This is a genomic window from Bifidobacterium choerinum, from assembly GCF_002761235.1.
GTDB classification, from domain to species: Bacteria; Actinomycetota; Actinomycetes; order Actinomycetales; family Bifidobacteriaceae; genus Bifidobacterium; species Bifidobacterium choerinum.
In genome coordinates, this window is sequence record NZ_CP018044.1 from 2122735 (window position 1) to 2144468 (window position 21734).

The window sequence follows — 21734 nt, forward strand, 5'->3', positions numbered from 1 at the left end:
TCGCAGACGCATCCCGCACCCGTTCCGTTCGCAACGACTGCTCCCCGCGATCGTCCCGCGCGCGATCCGCACCCGTTCCGTTCGCAACGCCGTCCGTCCGCGATCGTTCCGCGCGCGATCCGCGTCCGATCACATCGCGGCGCGGTACGCCTTCCAGATGTCGCTCAGCGCGCGGCCGTCCGATTCGCGCTTCCAGACGTTGAGGCTCGCGCTCGCACCGCCGACCGCGCGCGCCGCGGCCGTCGGCGTCGCGTATTCGGCGCCGTCCTCGCCGGCGAAGCCGTCCTCGGTGACGGTGATGATCCATGTCTCGTGCTTGCGCGGACGCACCCACACGAAGCGGTCGCCCGGCCTGAGCAGCCCGGCGCGCACGACCTCGGCGACCGTCACGCGCTTCGATGTGCGCTTCGAACGGTGCGTGCTGCCGCCGGCGCGCTCGCGGCGCCGCTCCTCCTGTTCGGCGACGACGATCTCCTCGTAGCTGATGTGCCACGCCTGCGCGATGAGGTCGATGATCTGCGTCTGCCGCAGCTCGAGGAACTGCGGCGTGAGCGTCTCGAGGTCGAGCAGCGCGCGCGTGAGCGGGAAGCGCTGCGAGCTGGGCGAACGCAGGATGATTGCGCGCCGCGTCGCGAAGTCGCCGACGTCGTCGAGCGAACGCGGCATCGTCTGCGTGAGCACGAAGTTGCCGATCCGCTCCGCCCAGTAGTCGCAGGTGCCCGCCGGCCACGACGCGAACGGCGACCTCGCCGACACGTGCTCGGGGATGATCGGCACGGCGTTGAGGCTGCGCGGGCGCGTGATGCGCGCACCGGCGAGCTGTTCGTTCGCGCGGATGAGCAGCAGCCGCTTCATGCCGGCGTCGATCGACAGCTCGCCGCGCAGATGCAGCATCGCGAGCCGCTGCTCGTCGCCGCTGACGTGGAAGCCGGCGACGCGCTGCAGCGGCGTGCCTTTTCTCAGGTCGCGCACGATCGTCGCCGAACGCGTGCGCCGTTCGAGCTCCGACTTGCCGTTGAGGCAGTCGATGCCGGTGACGCGGTCGAGCAATGTGAGAATCTGCACGAGCCGTTCGCCGTCGTGCAGCGAGACGTGCGGCCCGACCCTGCCGGAGCGTTCGAAGACGACGGTGTCGGGGTCGTCGAGATGCTTGAGCGAATGCACGAGCGCCCACAGCGCCACCGGTTGCCAGTCGTCGTACGGGTAGTCGGCGAGGCCGGCGAGCAGGTCGCGCACCTTGGCGGGCAGCAGGCTCTCGCCCGGCCTGTGCACGATCTCGTCGCAGATCGCGTACGGACGCAGCACGTCGTCGATGAACTCGATGCACTGCCCCTTGCCGATGTACTTCGCGAGCACATGGTCGCCGAAGTCGGCGAGCAGCGACTGGCACATCGGCGCGCGCGTGAAGATCAGGTCGAGGTCGGCGAAGAAGCGTTCGATGCGCGCGTTGTCGTCGCCCATCGGCTCCATGATGTCGTCCCAGTAGCGCGCGTAGACGTCGCGCGCGGCGCTCGAGATGCCGGAGACGACCTTCGCCTTGAACACGTCGGACGGCGTCAGCGGCATGCCACGCATGTTCATGACGTCGAAGATGCGGTAGGCACCGGAGATGTCGTCGGTCGTCACGATGACGAACATGACGTCGTTGACGAGGTAGGACGCGAAGCGGCGGCGCTCGTCCTCCCTGAGCGGCGCGAGCATGTCGTACGCGCATTTCGCGTTCGTCTGGATGTTGCGCTGCGCCTGCGTCGCGATGTCGGTCTCGCGCAGGTCGAAGAGCGCCTCGAGGTCGCCGCGCTGCACGTATTCGCGGAAGAAGCCCTCGTCCTGTTCGCGCAGGCTCAGCCGCGGCTCGGCGGCGATGCCGCGCAGCTTGTCGCCGGTCTCGGTGAGCAGCCCGGCGAGGCTCGCGGCCAGCTGCGGGTCGTCCTCGAGCGTGAGCAGCACCGAGAAGACGATCGACAGCGACACGAGGCGCTGCTGGCCGTCGATGACCTGATGCATGCCGCGTTCGTCGCGCACGAGGATCAGCGAGCCGAGGAAATACGGTCCGTCGTCGACGGCGCACGCGTCGGCGACGTCCTCGATGAGCTGCCGCATCTGCACGTCATGCCAGCTGTAGGCGCGCTGGAACGCCGGGATCGCGAAGCGGTAGTCGGATGTGAACACCTTGGACAGCGGCTTTTCGCTCGCGCTAATCGACATATCGTTCCCCTTCGATGATCGCGACGCCGGCCTTGCGCATCCGTTCGACCGCCTGCGCACCGAGTTCGGCGCTCACCGGCACAGTCAGGTCCTCGTAGACGCGCGTCTCGTAGCCGCGCGCGGCCGCGTCGAGCGCCGTGTCGCGCACGCAGTGCGACAGCGCGATGCCGACGAGGTCGACGCGGGTGATATCGTGCGCGCGCAGCAGCCCGTCAAGCGTACGTCCCGCTGCGAGCGCCGCGTCGACGTCGCCGCGCGTCGGGACATGGTCGTCGTTGTCCTCGACGCCTTCGAAGCCGGAGTAGGCGGCCGCGTACTGCCCTTTCCTGATGTGGTGCGGCACGTCGAGCGACCCGATCGCCGGATGCAGCCGCGCGTTCTCTGATCCGGCGACGCCGTGCCGCGGCCACGTGTCCACGTAATCCGGCTCGGCCGACCAGTGGTCGCCGGGGTCGACGTGCCAGTCCTGCGTCGTCGCGATCAGCGCGTAATGGCCCCGTTCGCGTTCGACGAAGTCGTGGATGGCCCGGGCGACGGCATCGCCGCCCGCGACGGAGAGCTCGCCGCCCTCGGTGAACGTCGGCTGGACGTCGACGATGATCAATGCTGTCCTCTTCGTGCACACGTTCGCCATTCTAATGCACAAGCCCTCGCCCGCGCCGCGCCGCGCGCCGTATGCGGAAACCCTACTGCGCGTCCTTCCATGCGCGGTAGGCGTCGGCCTGCGCGCGCCACCGGCGGCGGTCCTCCTCGCCGATCGCACGCACGACGTGCGCCGGGTTGCCGACGACGACCGCATGCGACGGGATGTCCTTCGTGACGACGGACCCGGCGCCGACGACGACGTCGTCGCCGATCGTCACTCCCGGGCAGACGGTCACGCCGCCGCCGAACCAGACGTCGGAGCCGATCGTGATCGGCAGACCGCCTTCGAGCTGCTCGTTGCGCGTGGCGGCGTCGATCGGATGGTACGGCGTGCACAGCGCGACGCGCGGGCCGAAGAACACATTGTCGCCGATCGTGACCGGCGCGACGTCGAGGACGATGCAGTCGGTGTTCGCATAGAAGTTGCGGCCGATATGGATGTTGCAGCCGTAGTCGCAGCGGAACGGCGGCTCGATGTGCGAGCCTTCGCCGAATGCGCCGAGCAGCTCATGGAACAGCCGGTCGCGTTCGTCGAAGGCGTCCCAGGCGCTCGTGTTGATCAGCTGCTGCAGCCGGCGGCGCCGGGCGCCGAGCTGCTGCAGCCGGGGGTCGTCGGCGATGTACAGCTCACCGGAGAGCATGCGTTCGTATTCGCGGGTGTCAGGCGCCGCGTTCGTCGTTGCGTCGTTCGTCATAGCACATGATTCTAGCGGACGCCCTTGTGCTCGCAGGCGAGCGCACGGGCAAACCGGGCGACGATGTCTATAATGGCGCCAGTGCTTGCCAACGATGGCATCACCCGAGGAAAGACGACAAAAGGAGCAACCATGGCCGGTACCATCTTTACCATCCTGTTCACGATCATCATCGCCGCGCTGTGCATCTGGGCGCTGTACTACGTGATCCGCGCCGCCGTGCGCGCCGGCATCATCGACGCCTACGAGCAGATGGGCAAGGTGCGCACGCCCGTCACGAAGGACGACAGGCTGCAGGCCGAGCGCGAGGCGCTGCAGGAGGAGCGCGTGCGCGCGATCGTCGCCGACGAGCAGCGCAAGCAGGCGGTGAAGGAGGCCAGGAAGGCCGACAAGTAGGCCGAGGCGGCCGGGCGGTGCCGTTGGCACCGCAACGCGATGAGGGGCGTCCACGGAATTCTCCGTGGACGCCCCTCATCGTCTGTATCGTCCGCCGCGGCAATCGTCCGCGGCGCACGGCGGGACGGCACTATTCGGCCATCAGGTTGCGCAGCACGTACTGCAGGATGCCGCCGTTGCGGTAGTAGTCGGCCTCGCCGGGCGTGTCGATGCGCACGACCGCCTCGAACTCGGTCTTCGTGCCGTCCTTGTGCGTCGCCTCGACATGCACGGTCTTCGGCGTCACGCCGTCGTTGAGCGCCGTGATGCCGTCGATCGAGTAGGTCTCGGTGCCGTCGAGGCCGAGCGACTCGGCCGATTCGCCTTCGGGGAACTGCAGCGGCAGCACGCCCATGCCGATGAGGTTCGAACGGTGGATGCGCTCGAAGCTTTCGACGATGACGGCCTTGACGCCGAGCATCGCCGTGCCCTTCGCCGCCCAGTCGCGAGACGAGCCGGTGCCGTACTCCTTGCCGCCGATGACGACGAGCGGCGTGCCGTTGGCGATGTAGTCGCGCGACGCCTCGTAGATCGTCGTCGGCTTCATCGCGAGGAAGTCGTAGGTGTAGCCGCCGGGCCTGACCTCCTCGCCGACCGAGGCGAGCAGCATGTTGCGCAGACGGATGTTGCCGAAGGTGCCGCGCACCATGACCTCATGGTTGCCGCGGCGCGAACCGTAGGAGTTGAAGTTCTTCGGCTCGACGCCGTGCGCGATCAGGTACTCGCCCGCCGGGCTCGTCGCCTTGAACGCACCTGCCGGCGAGATGTGGTCGGTCGTGACCGAGTCGCCGAGGAACGCGAGGACGCGCGCGTCGCGGATGTCCTCGACCGGGGCCGGCTCGGCGCCCATGCCGTCGAAGAACGTCTGCTTGCGCACATACGTCGACTCCGGATCCCATGCGAACAGTTCGCCTTTGGGCACGTCAAGGCCCTTCCAGCGCGCGTCGCCTTCGAACACCGAAGCGTAGTCGTTGAGGAACATCTCACGGCTCACATTGCCGCTCACCACCTGCTCGACCTCGTCGTTCGTGGGCCAGATGTCCTTGAGGTACACCGGCTTGCCTTCCGGGTCGGTGCCCAGCGGCTCCGTCTCGAAGTCGAAGTCCATCGTGCCGGCGAGCGCATAGGCGATGACGAGCGGCGGCGAGGCGAGGTAGTTCATCTTGACGTCCGGGCTGATGCGGCCTTCAAAGTTGCGGTTGCCTGACAGCACGGCGGTCACCGTCAGGTCGTTCGCGTTGATCGCTTCGGAGATCTCCGGCAGCAGCGGCCCGGAGTTGCCGATGCACGTGGCGCAGCCGAAGCCGACGAGCTGGTAGCCCAGACGGTCGAGGTCGTCCTGCAGCCCCGCCTGCTTCAAGTAGTCGGCCACGACTTGCGAGCCCGGGGCGAGCGAGGTCTTGACCCACGGCTTGGGCTTGAGGCCCTTGGCGACGGCGTTGCGCGCGATGAGGCCTGCGGCGACCATGACCGACGGGTTCGAGGTGTTCGTGCACGACGTGATCGACGCGATCGCGACGTCGCCGTTGCGGATGTCGAAGTCGCCGCGGAAGTCGGTGGACACGTGCACCGGGTTGCCGTTCGTCTTCTCGGTGATGTAGCCGGGCAGCGTCTGCTCGAAGGTCGTCTTGGCCTTCGTCAACTCGATGCGGTCCTGCGGGCGCTTCGGGCCGGCGATCGACGGCACGACCGTCGACAGGTCGAGCTCGAGGTATTCGGAGTACTGCGGCTCCACATACTGCGGGTCGTTGACATCGTGCCACAGCTTGTTCGCCTTCGCATACGCCTCGACGAGCGCCACCTGCTCGTCGGAACGGCCGGTCAGGCGCAGGTAGTCGAGCGTGACGTTATCAATCGGGAAGATGCCGCACGTCGAGCCGAACTCCGGGCTCATGTTGCCGATCGTCGCGCGGTTGGCGAGCGGGACGGACGCGATGCCTTCGCCGTAGAACTCGACGAACTTGCCGACGACGCCGTGCTGGCGCAGCATGTCGGTGATGGTGAGCACCACGTCGGTCGCTGTGACGCCTTCGGGGATCGACCCCTTGAGCTTGAAGCCGACGACGCGCGGCACGAGCATCGAGATCGGCTGGCCGAGCATGGCGGCCTCGGCTTCGATGCCGCCGACGCCCCAGCCGAGCACACCGAGTCCGTTGACGGTCGTGGTGTGCGAGTCGGTGCCGACGCACGAATCGAGGTACGCGAGCGTCTTGCCGTCGGCGGCGGCCTTGCGCATGACGACCTGGGCGAGGTATTCGATGTTGACCTGGTGGATGATGCCGGTCCCCGGCGGCACCACGCGGAAGTTCTCGAAGGCCTGCTGGCCCCAGCGCAGGAACTGGTAGCGTTCGCCGTTGCGCTCGTATTCGATGTCCATGTTGATCTGCACGGCGTCATCCACACCGTAGGCGTCGATCTGCACGGAATGGTCGATGATCATGTCGGACTGCACCTGCGGGTTGATCACCTCGGGGTTGCCGCCGAGCTCCTTGACGGCGTCGCGCATCGTGGCCAGGTCGACGACGCACGGCACGCCGGTGAAGTCCTGCATGACGACGCGCGACGGCGTGAACTGGATCTCATGGCTTGGATCGGCTGCAGGGTCCCAATCGAGCAGCGCCTTCACGTGCTCGTCGGTGATGTTGGCGCCGTCCTCGTTGCGCACAAGGTTCTCGACGAGCACCTTGAGCGAATAAGGAAGGTGGTCAATGCCCTCAAGGTCGGCGATGCGGTAGTAGTCGTACGACTGCTCCCCGACGTTGAGGACGTCCAGCTGGTCGTCGCGCATGGACATGGGTTTCCTCCGAACGTGTTGTGGAACTGGTGATTGGCTCACACGATACCGTGTGCATGTTTCAGCGCTTCGATATGCGCTTGTATTGTGAGATGACCGAACGCATGGTCACGGGCAGGAACTTGGGGAACAGCCACACACTGAGCGCGAAGAGCAGCGTGGCGATCACGATCTGCACACCAAGCGCGAGCAGACCCTTGCCGCCCGGCAGCTGGAATGCGAAGAAATGCGCGACGAACGGGATGCACATGCCGATCACACCCGCCGCCGCGAACGCCGCGAGGAGCCAGCCGCGCCACGAGTTGAGTGGCGTCGCCACGCGCGCGAGCACGTAGAGGCCCATCACGAAGAGCACCGTGGCGCACATCGACCGCCACAGCAGCTGGTACTGCGCCGAGCCGTCGACGTTCCACCCCATGAGTTTCGGCACGAACCATGCGGACAGCAGCACCGAGAGCGCCGTCGCGATGCCGCACGGCACCGAGAACGCGAAGACGCGGCGCAGGAACCCGGGAATGTAGCGGCGCGTGTTCGGCGCGAGCGCGAGCAGGAACGCCGGGGCGCCGATCGTCAACGCGCCGATGTAGCTGATGTGCCGCGGCAGATACGGGAACGGGATCATGCTGAGCACGACACCGAACGAGATCAGCGCCGAATAGACGGTCTTCGTCAGGAACAGGCTCGCGACGCGCTCCATGTTCGCCATGACCTGGCGTCCGCGCGCCACGACGTCGGGCAGATGCGAGAATTTCGAGTCGACGAGCACGACTTCGGCCACCGCTTTCGTCGCCGGCGCCGCGTTGCCCATCGCGATGCCCAGATCGGCCTCCTTGATCGCGAGCGCATCATTGACGCCGTCGCCGGTCATCGCCACCACATGCTTCTGCGTGTGCAGCGCCTGTACAATCGCCTTCTTCTGTTCGGGCAGCACGCGACCGAGCACGTCGACGTTCTCGAGCACGCGCGCCAGCTCATCGACGTCCTGCGGCAGTTCGCGCGCATCCATGGCCACCGGCTTGCGGTCGCCGGTGAGCTTGACCTTACCGGCGATCGCACCGACCGTCACCGGGTTGTCGCCGGAGATGACGCGGCAGCGCACGCCCTGTTCACGGAACCACGCGAGCGTCGGCTCCGCGTCGTCACGGATATGCTCGGAGCACAGCACGATCGCCATGGGCTGCGCGCCCACCTCGAGCTTCGGGTCGGTCTCGAAATCGGCGGGGACTTCGCCGGCGGCGTGCGCGATGAGCAGCACGCGCATGCCGTTGTTCGCGTAGTCGTTGACTTGCTTGAGCACGTCCGGGTACTGGTTCGCGAATCCGGCGAGCAGCACTTCCGGCGCGCCCATGTACCACACGCCGCCCTGGCCTGCTTCGGGCTCGTCGTGGAACGCGACCGCGCTCCATTTGCGCGCGCTCGAGAACGGCACGCGTTCGAGTTGCGCGCTGCCGGTGAATCCCTGCTTGCCGAGCCCCGCGAGCACGGCACGGCCGGTGCCGTTCGGGCTTTCCTCGTTCGCCAGGTCGTAGAGAGCCTGCATCGCCTGCCGCTTGCTGGCACAGGCGGGCAGTGCGATAAAGTCGTCGTAGACGATGCCGCCGTCGGTGATCGTGCCGGTCTTGTCGAGATTGAGGCAGTCGACGCGCGCGAGCGTCTCCACCGAGTCGAGGTCCTGCACGAGCGTGTTCTTGCGCGCGAGCCTGATCGCCGCGAGCGCGAAGTTGAGCGAGGTGAGCAGCACGAGGCCTTCCGGCACCATGCCCACCACGCCGGCGACCGACGAGACGACCGCCTGCCGCCATGCGCCGCTCGCGATGGCCGCGGACCAGCCACCGACGGTCTTCATCTGTGTGAGGATGAGCAGGATGCACAGCGGCACCACGAGGAACGTCATGAACTTGAGGATCGTGTTGATGCCCTTGTTGAGGTCGGAGACGTTCTTCTTGTACACCTTCGCCTGCGCGGTGAGTGTGGCGGCGTAGCTGTGCGCGCCGACCGCGGTCACGTGCACGAGCGCCATGCCGGACACTGTGGTCGAGCCGGAGTAGACGGTGTCGCCCTCCTTCTTGCGCACGGTGCGCGATTCGCCGGTGATCATCGACTCGTCGAGTTCGAGCCCCCATGTCTGCACGATCGTGGCGTCCGCGGGCACCTGCTCTCCCGACCTCAGCCATATGAGGTCGCCGAGCACAATGTCGTTGTGCGAAACCTCCACGTCGTTGCCGTCGCGGCGCACGAGGTAATCAGAGGCGACGAGGATCGACAGTTTGTCGAGCGTGTACTTTGCGCGCAGCTCGGTGACGATGCCGATGCCCGTGTTGATGATGATGACGAACCCGAAGACGGCATCCTTCCATGACCCGGCGATCAACACCATGACCATCGCGGTGAGGATGATGCCGTTGAACAGCGTGAACACGTTCGCACGCACGATGTCGGCAAGTGAGCGCGACGTCGACGATGCGACGGCGTTCGTCTGTCCACGTTCGATGCGGTCCTCGACTTGCGCCGCCGTCAATCCCCGTTCGGACACATCCGGCATCTTCGGTTGCACGGCCGTTGCCGCATTCGTCGTTTCGCTCATGCGCGCCAGTCTACTCGACCGTGTGCACCCGCCGTTGTATGCTCCGCCAGCCAGTGGCTGCGCTCACTTCGTGAAGACGGCGACCGTCTCCACATGGCTTGAAACAAGCACCTGAATGTCTACATTTTCCGTCCGTACGCGGGAACTGCCCACAGCCGAAAATCGGCGTTTTTACAGGTGCTCTCCGTTTGCGGAAACTTGTCCATGCGCTTTCTCTACCATATTTATACGGCAGGCAGGAGGGAGGCCACCGTCTCGACCTGCTCCATTGCAGCTGGCTACTTCATTATTACGGTCTCAACCCTGTCTGCCGCTAACTTGGTCGGTATCTTGGTCGCTTATCTTGGTCGGTCACCGATCAAGTCGTTTCTTCTTGAACCGGTTCCGTCATGACTCCAATGTCCGGTTTTCTATTTGAATGTCCGGTTTTGCTTTTCAATGTCCGGTTTTCTACCGTCGCAGATTCTCGACTGGCATTCTGCTACTGGCTCCGCGACACCTCCAATCTGCAATCGTTAAAAAGTATGGCCACCGATGAAAGATTTAATCGGCGCTGTCGGTGTATCCGAAATGGTCTCTGACCTTCTGATGCGTCGTCTTGTCATTAAGCATGTAGGCTACAAGCGGGACTGTCGTCATTCCTTTCTCCCAGTAGCCGTCGTTAATATCCGTCACATATTTCTTCCATGCAACTTCGATAAATACTTCCTTGTTGGGATCAAGTTTCTCCTTGGATTCCTCGGATTTCCACGGCGCGTCTGCTACAGGAGTTGAAGCGCCGTCGACCATCACTTTGAAGTTCTTCATCGGCACAGCGGTTGATGTGCATTCGCCAATACCTACAAAGCCATATCCAGCGATATGGCAATAAACCGTATCTCCGACCTGAACGTTATAAATAGATTTCCCGCTGCCGCCAAGGTTCGCAGACAGGAATCCGTATTCCAGAGCGTCTGGCCAGCTTCTTTCTGCATAGCCGACTGTAAATTCACGGCCCTTCTCGTTCTTGAAGAAGTCCTTCTCATCGTCATCGGCCCATCCACCAACGATTTCCTTAATGGCGTCTGGATTCCAGATGTCACTTGCCATTCTCAGATAGATCTCAGCCCGGTCTGCGATGCTTTGCTTACTGAAGTCAGGAATCGCATGAAAGCCATGCTTGTCGGCCGGATTGCCAGCATCATGTCAATTCTGATGTACGTCTCATATATTCCGCTGATCATCAACAACTTGCACGGCCAATATGGCAATCCCATGCAGCCGCTGGTTGCCTCCATCGACAGCTCCTTTTGGTGCAGCTACGCCCTTTTGCAGAAATACAAGGACTGGCCGGTCTTTATTGCCAATGTCCCTGGCATTATCTTCGGCCTGATCACTTTTGTAACTGCCTTGCACTAAGCCGTCTTCATCTTTCTTTTTCGATAGTAAAAATCTCCTCCTAGTAATCTAGAGGGAGATTTTTCTTGTCTATTACAAGTCCAGCAGGCCATCTTCATCAAGGATTTTCACCTGCTTGCCTGTCCTTTTCAGATAGCCCATTTTTTCGAGGAGTTTGAATTTGCGGGAGAGGGTTTCGGGAGTAGTTCCCAAGTAGAAGGCGATATCTTTCATCTTCATGGACAGCTGGACCTGGTCGCTTCCAGCCACTTTAGCCAAGTCGAGCAGGTAGCTGGCCAGCCTTTCTTCGACCCGCTCCATGGCCAGGAACTGGGTCTGTCTTTCCGTGGCCAGCAGCTTCTGGGTGCTGAGTTCCAGCAGTTTGAGGGAGAGCTGGGGATTTCCTAGGAGGACCCGGTTGAAGTCGGCCTTGCCCAAGCTGCAGATTTCCGTATTCTCCATGGCCTCGCCGAAGAAGCTATCGTTTTCCAGGCCAAAAAGCTGCTTTTCCCCTTCATAGTCACCCGGCTGGGCAACCCGGAGCAGCTGCTCGCGGCCGCTGGCGGACAGCTGGTAAACCTTCATGCTTCCCCGGGCCACGATCTGCAGCTTTTCATCCCCTGGCTGAAAAATCGTCTCACCCTTTTGATAGCGCCGGTGGATGGCCAGGGAATTGATCTTAAGCTGGTCTTTTCCTGGCAGGTCCATGAATAAGGGAACAAGGCTGACACATATATGCTGCATTTTGCTCTCCTCTGCTGGTAAAAATTAGCCCTGGACCAAGTGGTCGAATTCTTCCAGGGTCTGATAGGCCTTAGTCATCGCCCCGCAGGCGTCGGCCGGAATGGCGTAATCCGCGGTCAAGGACCGCAGCCTGCTGAAGTCGGCAGTCAAGTCTTCCTGGCCGGCCTTCACTTTCTTTTGGATGTCTTCATAAACCTTGCGGACTTCAAAGACTTCCGGGTGGTGGGCGCCATGGGCCTTGGTAATTGCCTTCGTATATAAGTCTAACATTTCATCGTTCTTGGTAAAAAATTCCTTGATCATCATTTTCTCCTTTTTTCTTGATTAGTCGTTTTTCTTGTTTTTGCTTTTTCTCTTATTTAGCGCTGGCCTTCAAGACGTCATAGCCGATATTCTTCACAGCTTGAGTGATCGTGTCCAAATTGGTTTTTTCCGGGTCGAAGTTGGCCTTGGCCTTGCTTGCGTTGAAGAGGACCTTAACGCTGGTCTTTTCAACCCCGTCGACATTGGCGATGGCCCCCGCGATCTTCTGCATGCAGGTCGGGCAGGCTAATGTTTCAAGTTGTAAAATTGCTTTTTGCATGATTTCTTGTCCTTTCTTTTTTCTATTGGATACTTTCGATGCCCTTAGTATACAGGCCTGCTGCTTGCGAAAAATTGTTTTCTATCAACTTTCGCGATTTTTGTAATTTTGACCGGTAGGCCAGAAGGCGCATGGCGTTTAAGATTACAATCAGGATACTGCCTTCGTGGACAAACATCCCGATGGCCATGTTCATCCATGAGCTGGCTAACACGCTGACCAGCAGGACGGCTACGACAGCCAGGGCGATGGTGATGTTCTCAATCATGTTCCGCCGGGTGGCCTTAGCCAGGGCCAGGGCCCGCGGAATCCGGTCAAAGCTGCCGTTCATGAGGACCACGTTTGAAGTCTCAATTGCCACGTCAGTCCCACTGCCCATGGCAATCCCGATGTCTGCCCGGGCCAGTGACGGACTGTCGTTGATCCCGTCGCCGACAAAGGCCACGATTTCACCGGCCGCCTGCCGCTTTTTGACAAATTCGGCCTTGTCTTCTGGCAAAAGCTGGCCATATGCCTCAGTGAGGCCCAGTTCTTCCGCTACCAGGTCAACCGTCTTCTGGTTGTCACCGGACAAGAGGAGCAGGTTCTTGACGCCCAGCTTCTTTAAAGCAGCCAGGTCTTCCTTGACCCCGGCCCGGATCTCATCCTTTAAGCCTAAAGCAAGTTCCAGCTGCCCGTTAACGACCACCAGAACCAGGGAATTACCAGCACTCGCCAGCTCTTCCATGTCCCTTTCCATTTGTTTTGTGACTGGGACATGGTACTGGTCAAGCAGGTAGCGGTTGCCGACCAGGACCTGCTGGCCAGCTACTTGAGCAACGATCCCGCCGCCCTGGAGGACCTGGGAAGCTTCAACTTCTTTAGCTTCCAGGTCTTCATAGTAGCCAGTGATGGCTTTCGCCAAAGGGTGGGCAGATTCTTTTTCCACGCTAACCAAAAGCTGTTCAGCCAGCTGGCTCTGGCCGTACTTTTGCACCTGGCTGACCCGGGGGTCGCCGTAAGTCAAGGTCCCGGTCTTGTCGAACATGATCGTGTCGACCTTGCTGAACTTGGTGATGACTTCACTGCCTTTAAAAAGGATCCCCTGCTTGGCCCCATTGCCGATTCCGGCCACGTTGGAGACCGGAACCCCGATAACCAAGGCACCCGGGCAGCCGAGAACCAGGATGGTTACAGCCAGTTCCAGGTCTTGGCTGATGAGGCCAACAATAATGGCCAGGAGCAGGACGACTGGGGTGTAGTACTTGGAGAAGCGGTCAATTAGCCGCTCAGCTTGGGACTTGGAGTCCTGGGCTTCTTCCACCAGTTCGATGATCTTGCCAAAAGTCGTCTCATCCCCGACTTTTTCCGCCTCGATCCGGATGGTCCCGTTTTCCAAAATAGTACCGGCATAGACCGGGTCGCCGGGCTTTTTGTCTAAAGGCATGGATTCACCGGTAATGCTGGCTTCGTTGGCCGTCCCGGAACCGGAGACGACTTCCCCGTCAACCGGGATCTTGCCGCCGGTCTTGACCAAAACGATGTCCCCTTCGTCCAGGTCGTCTAAGTCAACTTCTTCAAAGTCGCCGTCTGCCGTCTGCCGGAGGGCGGTTTCTGGCACCATCTCCACCAGTTCCTCGATGGCTGACCGGGTCTTGGCCAAGGTCTTTTGTTCAAGGTAAGCCCCAAACAAGAAGAGGAAGGCCACGATGGCGGATTCTTCGAATTCCTGGATGACGAAGGCACCTAAGATGGCCAGGGTCACCAGCAAGTCGATACTGATGACTTTGACTTTCAGGGCCTGCCAAGCGGATGCGGCGATCGGGAAGCCGCCGATGAGGGAGGCGGCCAGGAGCAGGCCGGACTCTGCTGCTTCACCTTTAAATAACCATTTTGCGGCAAAGGCCAGGACGATCAAGATGCCCGTAGCGGCCGTCAGCCGGTTGCGATTTTTCATTAACCATTTTTGCATTGATCTTTTGACCTCCTTGCTTTGATGCTTTTAACATACCGGGAAAGCAGAATTCCTCCATTGATTTCTATCAAGATTGGGATTTTGCAAAAATTTTTTTACGAAAAAGCCATCCAGGGGAATTTAATCCTCTGAATGGCTTAGTTTTAGCCGACGCGGTTGATTTTACCAGCCGCGATTGGAAGAGTGACGTGTTGGCCGTAATGGTCGTTGATCTTGCCGCCAACGCTTTCTGGCAATTCCAGGTCAGCTGGCATGCCGTGGATGTAGACCACCCGCTTGTCCAGGGCCAGGTCCTGGTCATTGAAGACTTCCTTGAACTTGGCTTCCAGCTTGGCTAAGTCGACATCTTTTTCATAGCTGTAATAGCCGTTTGCGTCGGCAACTGGGTAGTTGTCGTGGGGGATGCACATTTCGTGCGGAGCCACGTCCAGGGGCACCATAGTCGTGCCGGAGACCGGTTCGGTTTCCAAGAGGTCGATAAAGCCATCCTGGTCGGTGTCCTGGGCAAGGGTTGGCACTTGGGCATCCTTGCCATCCGGGAAGCCATGGAAGTGTTCCGGGAGTCAGCTTGCTGCCATAGCCTTTCATCAGAAGATAGACATCAGTGACACGTGTCATTTCAATGAGAACAAATTCCTTGTAGTCCTTCGACTTTACAAGGCCCATCGCCGTCCGGGCGTTGTTGACTACCCAGGTATGGAACTTGTCGCCGAGAAGTTCGTAATCCTCATCTTTAGCGCCGCGCTTGGTGTCTTGCATGGAATTGGCATATTTTGCGCGAAGCCAGATAGAGATGAATTCAACGTCCTGCGTATTCACCATGCCGCTCGTATCGTAAGAAGAGGCGTTCTTGATACGGTTGATGTTGTCCTGCCACTTCCGATTCACCTCAATGCGGTCAGCTTCTGCAACCTGCCGGATGATGTAAGCCTTCATTATCTCGGCGCTGTTCAGACTCAGGCCTCGGTCATTCATTGTCAGGAAAATCGTGTGTGCTTCGTCGTCAGACGGTGTGTCGACCTCCAGAAGGAGGACCTTCTCTATCAGCCAGTTAATAAAGTAAGGAAGCGCTTCTCCCTTCAACTCGTCAGGGAAGATGTCCTCTATGTCCTAATACCGGTCAAGCATATTCTGTGAGCTCTCATTCACTAGCACATAGGTTTCATCTTTTCGCAATAGAGCCTGCATGCAGGTTCCGCGGTCAGCCACATCGATATTGAAGCTCTTCTTACTGAAAGCCTTTGAATAGATCATGCCATCCATTTGAATAGATCATGTCATCCAGCGGGACAAGGAGATCCTCGTCCTTGACAGTTTCTTTTTGCAGGTTGTTCAGATAGATGATGAGAAGTGTTAGCGAGGTCAGACGCCGCTGGCCATCGATGATTTTCTTTACGGAACCGCCAGTACAGATGATGCATCCCATATAGTAAAAGCCATAGTTCATGACTTCTTCCGGCGTATCATGATTATCCGGATCATAAAATTCCTCAAATGCGCCCTGGAAGTCGGCGAGCATCTGCTCGATCTGCTTCTGCCCCACCGGTATTCCCGCTGGAAATAATCGACGATGTACTTGCGACCACTCAGAATTGTTTTGAGCGTGTCTGTTTTGTCAATTTTCTGCATTTATGCCTGCCCATTACCATGTTAAGTAGATTCCTCAGTTGGAATCTACTTAACATGGTAATGGACGATGCCGTGCCGGGTCATGAGCTTCATGACGCGCCGGGCGCACACGCGTATGCCCCGCTCGCGCAGCATGCGCCATATACGCCGGTATCCGTATCGTTCCCGGCTTTGCTCGAACGCCCGCCGGACGGGATCGAGCAGCCACTCGTCCCGCTCGGGCCGGCCCAGACGCTTCCCGTTGTCGTAGAATGTGCTGCGCGACAGGCCGCACCTTCCCAGCAGGTCGCGTGGCTTCATGGCGAACCTGTCGGCCAGATGCAATACCAGACGGGTCCTCCCGGCGTTGGTCAGGTTGTCGTGGTCTGCACCCCGCCCTTTTCCCAACAGCTCCTTCGTGTAGCGGATGATCTCCAGCTCGATCTCCAGCTCGATCTCCAGCTCGTCGCGCTCGGCGCGCATCCGCGTCAGCTGCGAACGTATCTCGTCGCGTTCCCGCCGCATGCCCTCAAGGGATCTGCCACCGTCATCGCGGTGCCGGTCCTCGCGGGACTTCGGCGTTCCGCCCTCGTCCGCGTCGTCGCCCATCGCACGCTCCTTGTCGTCGCCCGCAAGCATCTTGTGCTTCCAGTTTCGCACGACATCGGCACTGACCCCCAGCTCCTCGCCGATCTGCCGACTCGTCCCGGAGCCCGAGGCATATTCGACCACCGCCTTGCGACGCGTCCCCGCATCCACGGGAGCCCGCCTGACCCGGCGTTGGCCCGGCTCCAGCTCGTCGACCCAGCGCGCCAACAGCGCCTTGCACGGATAGCCCAGCGCGCGGATCGTGCGCGCCGCGCACCTCCCGTGCCGCAGGTAATGATCGACCGCCGCGCGTTTCTGCCCGGGCGTGTAGCGTTCCCCGCGCCCGTCGCCAAGCGAGCCGCCGTCGTCGCGGCCGGCCTCGACCCATGCCCGATGCCAGCGCACCAGCATCTGCCGGGACGGACACCCCAGCTCGTTGATCACCGACGCCGCGCTGCGATCGTACCGCTCGTACAACCTCACCGCACGAAGCCTCTGCTCCCTCGTGTACTTCACCATCAGTGGACTCCTTTCCCACCAAAGAGTCCAAAAAATCGGCACCACCTCAGTTCGATAAGTTCCCCCAGAGAGTTTTTCTTAGTTGGACCATCCTTTTGCAAAAAGGTCAGGTGTGCAGGAATGGCTTAAAATAAGGCTTTTCTCACCCCTTAGCCTCTGACTCTTGACATCAATGCTACCGTCTCAACATGGTGCGTCATCGGGTAGATGTCGAACGCGGCGATCGAATGGAGCGCATATCCATGCTGGGTGAGCGTCGCCGTGTCACGCGCGAGCGACGCCGGGTCGCACGCGATGTACACGACGATCGGCGCGCCGGAGTTCGCGATCTTCGTGCACACCTTCGCCTTCGCGCCCGCGCGCGGCGGGTCGAGGACGACGATGTCGGGGTGCGCGCGCTGCGGATCGATGTCTTTCTCGAGCGTCTTGAGCACGTCGCCGCACAACGCCTGCACCGTGTGGATGCCCGCGCTCTTGAGGTTCCTGCGGGCGTTCGCGACGGCCGTCTTCGCGCCTTCGACGCTGACGAGCTTCGCATGGTCGTCGATCAGCGTCGCGAGCGGCAACGTGAACAAGCCGGAGCCCGAATACAGGTCCCAGATGACGAGGTTGCGCCCGTTGCGCGGCGCGCGGCCGTCCATCGCCTCGCGGATCTGGTCGACGACGTACTGCGGCAGCACCTGCGGCGCCTCGCGGTGCATCTGCCAGAAGCCGGCGGCGTCGACCGTGTACGTGAACTCGCGGCCGTCGACGGTGATGCGTTCGGTGAGGTTGCGGCTGCCGTGGCGCACCTTGCCGTCGACGATGACGGCGTAGTTGTCGCCGATCGCGCGGCGCAGCGCCTCGGGCGTCGCGACGTCGGCGGCGTCGACGCGCGGTTCGGGCACGGCGACGCGCAGCTGCGCGTTCGCCGGCAGCGCACCGTCCCAGACGTCGTTCATCGCGGCCGCCTCGAGCACGGCGCGCGTCGCGAGCGGCATCGTATCGATCGGCACGCGCAGATGGCTGCCGCGCCGGTGCATCGACGGCCTGCCCTCGTCGTCGGTGATCATCTCGATGCGCGTGCGCCAGTTGAGGCCGCCCGCCTCCTCGTCGCCGGGCATCGCGTAGACGGGCACCTCGTCGAGTTCGACGTGTCCGAGGCGTGCCATGACGTCCTTGACTGCGGCTTCCTTCCAGCGTTCCTGTCCTTCGAGCGAGACGTGGATGAGGTCGGCGCCGCCGACGCCGCCGCCCATCGCAAGCGGTCCGGCGAGCGGCCATGCCGGCTCGACGCGGTCGGGGCTCGCCTCGAGCACCTCGAAGACCTCGCCGGTCCAGAAACGGTCCTTGCGGTCGGCCGGCTCGTCGAGCGCGATCCTCACGCGTTCGCCGGGCAGTGCGAAGCGCACGAAGACGACGCGCCCGTCGATGTGCGCGACGCATCGTCCCTGATCCGCGTACCGTTCGATGTCCACCGTGGCTTCCATGCCCTCTCCTGTCCCGCGGCCGTGCGCACGGCGCGCGTTGCTTGCGTTCGTATCTGCGTTCGTGTGGTGATGCCGACGCGCTCAGTGCAGCGTCATGACGACGATGTCGCGCTCGTGCGGCTCGTCCTCGATGACCCGGCGCGCCGCCTCGCCGACCGGCGTCGCATCCATCATGCGGTCGTTGACGATGAACGTCGCGGCGAACAGCGTCGCGTCGTCCGGCGCCTCGACCGGATTGAGCAGCACGACCGGGATGCCGGCGCTGCGCGCCGCCTGCAGCACCTCACGCCACTGCTTGGTCTGATGCGCCATGTCCGCTTCGCCGATGACGATCAGGCTCACGTTGCGTCCGACGGCGTCGCGCACCGCCTGGATGCGCGCGGCCGTCGCAGCATCTGTATCAGTCATGCTGTCCGCGTCCGTCACCGGCGTGAGGACGACCTTGTAGCCGTCGGCGTCCAACGCCTCCTCGACGAGGCCGTCCGCGCCGTTCGCGGAGCCGACGATCGCGACGGTCTGCGTCTCGCCCGGCGAATCGACATGCGCCGGGGCGTCGGTGCTCGACGATCCGGTGTCGCCGACGGCGGCGTTCTTCGGCGCGCATGAGGCGAGCGCGAAGACGGCGAGCGCACAGCACACGCCCACCGCCACCTTGAGGATGATGCCGTTGCCCATGTCAGGCCCCCGTCCCATGATCGTCCGTCCGGCCGCCCTGCGTATCGCCATCGTTCGCATGACCGTCATTCGTATCGCCGTCGCGCGCCTCGGCCTCCCGTTCACCCTCCTGCTCGGCGCGTGCGAGCTCGAGCTGCTTGTGCCGGTGCATCGGATCGGCCACGATCAGATAGGACACCCAGATCGCGAGCGCCCAGAACGGAATACCCATCAGCAGCCGCGCCGTGCCGAGCCAGCCGACGCGGTCGGTCAGATACAGCGGCACCTGCACGACCAGACGCAGCGCGAACACGCCTATCCACAGCCAGGTGATCATCGTATAGGCGCGCATCAGCGCACGGTCGGAGCGCCAGCTGTCGAGCCATGCGCGGAAACGCTCGGTCGGCAGCGAACGGATGAACTCGATCAGGAAGCCGAGGCCCGGCACCTTGACGAGCAGCGAGACGAGCAGCACGACGATGTACACGGCGTTCGTGATGAAGCCGTACATGTAGTAGTTGCGCGCCTCGCCGCTCTTCCATGCCCATATCAAGCAGATCGCGACGGCGACGAGCCCCGAAAGCGCACCCATGACCGACTGCCGCTGGCACAAGCGCACGACGACCTGCGCCGCCGCGAGCGCCGCGGAGACGATGACGGTAAGTTTGAGGTCGCTCGTGACGATGAACATGACGACGAAGACGACGCCCGGCAGCATCGATTCGACGACGCCGCGCGGGCCGCCGATCGCCTGGATGACCGAGAAGTCGTCGCCGTCGGAGGATGCGAGCGCACCGAGCCCGGTGCGTTGGCGTGGCTGCGTCATCATCTCAGCGCAGTTCGGAGAACATCGGCCCGCGCGAGAGCGTCGTCTTCTGCTCCACCTCGTGGTCGGAGTTCATCGGGCCGGTCGGCTTGCCGTCGATCGTGGCGGGCGCGTCGTCCGTATCGTCCCCGTCGGCGGCCTCGGCCATCGCGCGGCGTTCGCCCGGCGTGAGCGGCTGCGCCATCGGGATCAGGTCGCGCGGCGCAAGCGGCTCCTCGCCGCGGTCGACGACGATGTACGAGAAGAAGCGGTCGAGCACCTTCGCCTCCGGGCTGTCCGGATCGTCGGCGGCGGGGCCGGAGAAGATGCCGCGCAGCATCCAGCGCGGGCCGTCGACGCCGACGATGCGCGTGATGTGCTTCTTGCCGTTCGGCAGCTGGATCGGCAGGCGCACTTCGGCGCCGAAGATGCCGGGCTCCACCTTGGCTGCCGGGTTCGCGGCGACGAGGTCGTCGCGCACGTCGTCCCACAGTCCCATCGTCTTGGGCGCCGCGAAGGCCTCGAGCTCGAGGCTCGAGCGTCCGATCGTCACCGTCGCGCCGAGCAATGTGTTGTCCGCCTTGCTCGCCTTGAGGCGCAGCTGGATGCCCTGCACGAACGGGATGTAGAAGGAGCCAAGCGACAGGTATTCGTCGTAGTCGGGGCCGTTGTCCTCGCTGATGTCCCACGGGCCGAACTGCTCGCCGCGGCCCTGATAGTCCATGACCGCCTCGGTCGGCACCGCGAGCGCCTCGTCGCCGTCCTCGGCGTCGGCGGCCTCCGGCAGGCCCTCGGACTCGTCGTCGCGCACGGCCTTCGCCTCGGCGGCGCGCTCCTCGTCGGCGACCTCGCGGTCATGGCCAGGCTGCTCGGCGGCGGTGACGTCGATATCGTCGGCGTCCTCCTTCGCGACGTCCTCGGTCTGGGAGGCGACGGCCTGCGCGAGACGTTCCTCGCGTTCCTTCGCCGCTGCCCTCTCCTTCTTCTTCCTGCCGAATCCGAACAGTCCCATCTGTGCCTCGTCTCCTGTCTGCTGTGCGCGTGCCTATGCCGTCGACGTCCTCGCCCAAGACGCGGCACGCCCATGATTTACCGCCACTAGCCTAGCACGGGCGTGGTGGAACGCGCCGGAGAGCGCCGTGTTCCGTCACGACCTTTCCATAAGCCGTCCGCGGCCGTACGCTCCGGCGCCGCTCACACGTCGTAGGTGATGCTCAGCGGCGCATGGTCGGACCAGCGCTTGTACCATTCCTCGGCGCGGTCGACGACGAATCCGCGGGCCGTCTGCGCGAGCTCCGGCGTCGCGAACTGGTAGTCGAGGCGCCAGCCGGCATCGTTGTCGAAGGCGCGCCCGCGCTGGCTCCACCACGTGTACGGCCCCTGGATGTCGCCGGCGAGGTCGCGCATGACGTCGACGTACTCCATCTCGTCGAGCCATTTGTCGATGTACGCGCGTTCGGCGGGCAGGAAGCCGTGCGTCGTCTCGTTCGCCTTCGCGTTCTTCAGGTCGATCGGCCGGTGCGCGATGTTGAAGTCGCCGCAGACGACCGCCTGCCTGCCGCCGCGCGCGGCCTCCTCGCGCAGCTGCTCCATGCGCGCCGTCATCGCGTCGAGGAAGCGGTACTTCTGCACCTCCTTGATGTCGTCGCCGTCGCCGCCGGCGTGCACGTACACGCATGCGACGGTCACCGTGTAGCCCTGCGCGGTGTGCACGTCCGTCTCGATCCAGCGTCCGGTGTCGACGTCCTCGTCGAGTCCGGGCAGCCCGATGCGCGGGTCGCCGATCGGCAGCACGCTGACGAGGCCGACGCCGGCGCGTCCCTTAATCCGGCACACGTCGTCGATCGCGTGGACGTCGCCGGGACTGCCCACCTTCCCCGCCTCGACGTAGTCGGCGCCGATCTCCTGGAAGATCTCGTCGAGGACGTCCTGCGGGGCGCGCGTCTCCTGCATGCACCACACGTCGGGCGTGTGCCGAAGGAGCCACTTCTCCATGCCTTTGCGTTTCGCGGCGCGGATGCCGTTGAGGTTCGAGGTCGTAATCGTCATCGTCATGGCTCACGAGCCTACCCGCG

Annotated in this window: 21 protein-coding genes; 3 read left to right on the plus strand and 18 right to left on the minus strand. The window is 62.6% G+C overall.

From position 1 onward, the window contains the following. Positions 1–129: 129 nt before the first annotated feature. From BcFMB_RS08800 to BcFMB_RS08810, 3 genes are all read right to left on the minus strand, one after another. Positions 130–2205, minus strand: coding sequence for a GmrSD restriction endonuclease domain-containing protein (locus BcFMB_RS08800; protein WP_099721584.1), 2076 nt, complete (start codon positions 2203–2205; stop codon positions 130–132). Beyond that, positions 2195–2830, minus strand: a complete 636-nt coding sequence (locus tag BcFMB_RS08805) for an isochorismatase family protein (protein WP_232513801.1) — start codon at positions 2828–2830, stop codon at positions 2195–2197. Before BcFMB_RS08805 ends, BcFMB_RS08800 begins: the two co-directional genes overlap by 11 nt. Positions 2831–2891: 61 nt before the next feature. Further along, positions 2892–3545 (minus strand): sugar O-acetyltransferase, encoded by a 654-nt coding sequence (locus BcFMB_RS08810; protein ID WP_099721587.1) that lies wholly within the window; start codon positions 3543–3545, stop codon positions 2892–2894. Positions 3546–3677: 132 nt separating this feature from the next. Here BcFMB_RS08810 and BcFMB_RS08815 point away from each other — a divergent pair, with 132 nt between their 5' ends. Then, the gene (locus BcFMB_RS08815; protein ID WP_024540556.1) at positions 3678–3941 is read left to right on the plus strand and encodes a DUF6019 family protein; all 264 of its coding nucleotides are present in this window, start codon (positions 3678–3680) and stop codon (positions 3939–3941) included. Positions 3942–4071: 130 nt separating this feature from the next. On the opposite strand, the gene acnA is transcribed toward BcFMB_RS08815, so the two are convergent. The 3 genes from acnA to BcFMB_RS08830 form a co-directional block, all read right to left on the minus strand. After that, positions 4072–6774 (minus strand): aconitate hydratase AcnA, encoded by a 2703-nt coding sequence (gene acnA / locus BcFMB_RS08820; RefSeq protein WP_099721589.1) that lies wholly within the window; start codon positions 6772–6774, stop codon positions 4072–4074. 61 nt (positions 6775–6835) lie between these two features. After that, on the minus strand, positions 6836–9358 hold the full coding sequence (locus BcFMB_RS08825) for an HAD-IC family P-type ATPase (RefSeq protein ID WP_099721590.1): 2523 nt from the start codon (positions 9356–9358) through the stop codon (positions 6836–6838). Between the two features lie 543 nt (positions 9359–9901). Next, positions 9902–10447, minus strand: a complete 546-nt coding sequence (locus BcFMB_RS08830; protein ID WP_198405411.1) for a hypothetical protein — start codon at positions 10445–10447, stop codon at positions 9902–9904. Between the two features lie 57 nt (positions 10448–10504). On the opposite strand from BcFMB_RS08830, the gene BcFMB_RS08835 reads away from it, so the two are divergent. After that, positions 10505–10756, plus strand: coding sequence for a membrane protein (locus BcFMB_RS08835; protein ID WP_024540560.1), 252 nt, complete (start codon positions 10505–10507; stop codon positions 10754–10756). A gap of 72 nt (positions 10757–10828) precedes the next feature. Here BcFMB_RS08835 and BcFMB_RS08840 read toward each other — a convergent pair whose 3' ends face one another. From BcFMB_RS08840 to BcFMB_RS08860, 5 genes are all read right to left on the minus strand, one after another. Continuing rightward, positions 10829–11479, minus strand: a complete 651-nt coding sequence (locus BcFMB_RS08840; protein WP_022858724.1) for a Crp/Fnr family transcriptional regulator — start codon at positions 11477–11479, stop codon at positions 10829–10831. Positions 11480–11503: 24 nt separating this feature from the next. Next, complete coding sequence (locus BcFMB_RS08845) at positions 11504–11785, minus strand: hypothetical protein (protein WP_033491400.1); 282 nt, start codon at positions 11783–11785, stop codon at positions 11504–11506. A gap of 49 nt (positions 11786–11834) precedes the next feature. Next, positions 11835–12062 carry a heavy-metal-associated domain-containing protein gene (locus BcFMB_RS08850; protein WP_024540562.1) on the minus strand — a complete coding sequence of 76 codons (228 nt, stop codon included), beginning with the start codon at positions 12060–12062 and terminating at the stop codon, positions 11835–11837. Positions 12063–12084: 22 nt separating this feature from the next. Continuing rightward, positions 12085–14013 (minus strand): heavy metal translocating P-type ATPase, encoded by a 1929-nt coding sequence (locus tag BcFMB_RS08855; RefSeq protein ID WP_099721591.1) that lies wholly within the window; start codon positions 14011–14013, stop codon positions 12085–12087. 146 nt (positions 14014–14159) lie between these two features. Then, complete coding sequence (locus BcFMB_RS08860; RefSeq protein ID WP_198405412.1) at positions 14160–14534, minus strand: hypothetical protein; 375 nt, start codon at positions 14532–14534, stop codon at positions 14160–14162. 178 nt (positions 14535–14712) lie between these two features. On the opposite strand from BcFMB_RS08860, the gene BcFMB_RS09745 reads away from it, so the two are divergent. Further along, positions 14713–15153 carry a hypothetical protein gene (locus tag BcFMB_RS09745; protein ID WP_198405413.1) on the plus strand — a complete coding sequence of 147 codons (441 nt, stop codon included), beginning with the start codon at positions 14713–14715 and terminating at the stop codon, positions 15151–15153. Positions 15154–15244: 91 nt separating this feature from the next. Here BcFMB_RS09745 and BcFMB_RS09750 read toward each other — a convergent pair whose 3' ends face one another. The 7 genes from BcFMB_RS09750 to BcFMB_RS08895 form a co-directional block, all read right to left on the minus strand. After that, complete coding sequence (locus tag BcFMB_RS09750) at positions 15245–15559, minus strand: hypothetical protein (protein WP_198405414.1); 315 nt, start codon at positions 15557–15559, stop codon at positions 15245–15247. Positions 15560–15690: 131 nt separating this feature from the next. Continuing rightward, complete coding sequence (locus BcFMB_RS08870; RefSeq protein ID WP_099721592.1) at positions 15691–16731, minus strand: IS3 family transposase; 1041 nt, start codon at positions 16729–16731, stop codon at positions 15691–15693. 149 nt (positions 16732–16880) lie between these two features. Continuing rightward, positions 16881–18200 (minus strand): class I SAM-dependent RNA methyltransferase, encoded by a 1320-nt coding sequence (locus tag BcFMB_RS08875; protein ID WP_099721593.1) that lies wholly within the window; start codon positions 18198–18200, stop codon positions 16881–16883. An 81-nt stretch (positions 18201–18281) separates the two neighbouring features. Next, the gene (locus BcFMB_RS08880) at positions 18282–18893 is read right to left on the minus strand and encodes a type 1 periplasmic-binding domain-containing protein (RefSeq protein ID WP_232513802.1); all 612 of its coding nucleotides are present in this window, start codon (positions 18891–18893) and stop codon (positions 18282–18284) included. Next, complete coding sequence (locus BcFMB_RS08885) at positions 18877–19680, minus strand: DUF3159 domain-containing protein (protein ID WP_099721778.1); 804 nt, start codon at positions 19678–19680, stop codon at positions 18877–18879. Before BcFMB_RS08885 ends, BcFMB_RS08880 begins: the two co-directional genes overlap by 17 nt. A gap of 4 nt (positions 19681–19684) precedes the next feature. Next, positions 19685–20671, minus strand: coding sequence for a DUF3710 domain-containing protein (locus tag BcFMB_RS08890; protein ID WP_099721595.1), 987 nt, complete (start codon positions 20669–20671; stop codon positions 19685–19687). 182 nt (positions 20672–20853) lie between these two features. After that, entirely contained in the window at positions 20854–21714 is an 861-nt protein-coding gene (locus BcFMB_RS08895) for an exodeoxyribonuclease III (RefSeq protein ID WP_024540570.1), read from the minus strand. Positions 21715–21734 lie beyond the last annotated feature (20 nt).

Coding starts and splice junctions, on each gene's coding strand:
- BcFMB_RS08840 (WP_022858724.1), bottom strand. CDS start 11,479: ATGCAGCATATATGTGTCAGCCTTGTTCCCTTATTCATGGACCTGCCA.
- acnA (WP_099721589.1), bottom strand. CDS start 6,774: ATGTCCATGCGCGACGACCAGCTGGACGTCCTCAACGTCGGGGAGCAG.
- BcFMB_RS08890 (WP_099721595.1), bottom strand. CDS start 20,671: ATGGGACTGTTCGGATTCGGCAGGAAGAAGAAGGAGAGGGCAGCGGCG.
- BcFMB_RS08880 (WP_232513802.1), bottom strand. CDS start 18,893: ATGGGACGGGGGCCTGACATGGGCAACGGCATCATCCTCAAGGTGGCG.
- BcFMB_RS08825 (WP_099721590.1), bottom strand. CDS start 9,358: ATGAGCGAAACGACGAATGCGGCAACGGCCGTGCAACCGAAGATGCCG.
- BcFMB_RS08885 (WP_099721778.1), bottom strand. CDS start 19,680: ATGACGCAGCCACGCCAACGCACCGGGCTCGGTGCGCTCGCATCCTCC.
- BcFMB_RS08815 (WP_024540556.1), top strand. CDS start 3,678: ATGGCCGGTACCATCTTTACCATCCTGTTCACGATCATCATCGCCGCG.
- BcFMB_RS09745 (WP_198405413.1), top strand. CDS start 14,713: ATGGAACTTGTCGCCGAGAAGTTCGTAATCCTCATCTTTAGCGCCGCG.
- BcFMB_RS08810 (WP_099721587.1), bottom strand. CDS start 3,545: ATGACGAACGACGCAACGACGAACGCGGCGCCTGACACCCGCGAATAC.
- BcFMB_RS08845 (WP_033491400.1), bottom strand. CDS start 11,785: ATGATGATCAAGGAATTTTTTACCAAGAACGATGAAATGTTAGACTTA.
- BcFMB_RS08830 (WP_198405411.1), bottom strand. CDS start 10,447: ATGGCAAGTGACATCTGGAATCCAGACGCCATTAAGGAAATCGTTGGT.
- BcFMB_RS08850 (WP_024540562.1), bottom strand. CDS start 12,062: ATGCAAAAAGCAATTTTACAACTTGAAACATTAGCCTGCCCGACCTGC.
- BcFMB_RS08835 (WP_024540560.1), top strand. CDS start 10,505: ATGAAAGCCATGCTTGTCGGCCGGATTGCCAGCATCATGTCAATTCTG.
- BcFMB_RS08855 (WP_099721591.1), bottom strand. CDS start 14,013: ATGCAAAAATGGTTAATGAAAAATCGCAACCGGCTGACGGCCGCTACG.
- BcFMB_RS08800 (WP_099721584.1), bottom strand. CDS start 2,205: ATGTCGATTAGCGCGAGCGAAAAGCCGCTGTCCAAGGTGTTCACATCC.
- BcFMB_RS08870 (WP_099721592.1), bottom strand. CDS start 16,731: ATGGTGAAGTACACGAGGGAGCAGAGGCTTCGTGCGGTGAGGTTGTAC.
- BcFMB_RS08895 (WP_024540570.1), bottom strand. CDS start 21,714: ATGACGATGACGATTACGACCTCGAACCTCAACGGCATCCGCGCCGCG.
- BcFMB_RS08875 (WP_099721593.1), bottom strand. CDS start 18,200: ATGGAAGCCACGGTGGACATCGAACGGTACGCGGATCAGGGACGATGC.